The sequence below is a fragment of the Xanthomonas sp. BRIP62418 genome, assembly GCF_003993495.1.
GTDB lineage: Bacteria > Pseudomonadota > Gammaproteobacteria > Xanthomonadales > Xanthomonadaceae > Xanthomonas > Xanthomonas euroxanthea.
Genome location: NZ_QEZG01000010.1, coordinates 1 through 411, shown reverse-complemented (window position 1 = coordinate 411; position 411 = coordinate 1). Strand labels below are relative to the sequence as shown.

The 411-nt window shown below is 65.2% G+C and carries 1 protein-coding gene; it reads left to right on the top strand.

What is annotated here, in order from left to right:
* The coding region (gene rdgC, locus EO174_RS00040) for a recombination-associated protein RdgC (RefSeq protein ID WP_164740016.1) at positions 1-411 on the top strand (411 nt) is incomplete at both ends.

The following is a 411-nucleotide window of genomic DNA, read 5'->3' as shown; positions in this document are numbered from 1 at the left end:
AAGAGAAGGAAGGCCGTCGCCCCGGTGGCAAGGCCCGCAAGCGCCTGAAGGACGACCTGATCCATGAGCTGTTGCCGCGCGCCTTCGTCAAGAGCTCGCGCACCGATGCCATTCTGGACCTGCAGCACGGCTACATTGCGGTCAACAGTTCCAGCCGCAAGAGCGGCGAGAACGTGATGAGCGAGATCCGCGGCGCACTCGGCAGCTTCCCGACACTGCCGTTGAATGCCGAGGTCGCACCGCGCGCCATCCTCACCGGCTGGATCGCCGGCGAACCCTTGCCCGAAGGCCTGAGCCTGGGCGAAGAGTGCGAGATGAAGGATCCGATCAAAGGCGGCGCGGTGGTCAAGTGCCAGCACCAGGAACTGCGCGGCGACGAGATCGACAAGCACCTGGAAGCCGGCAAGCAGG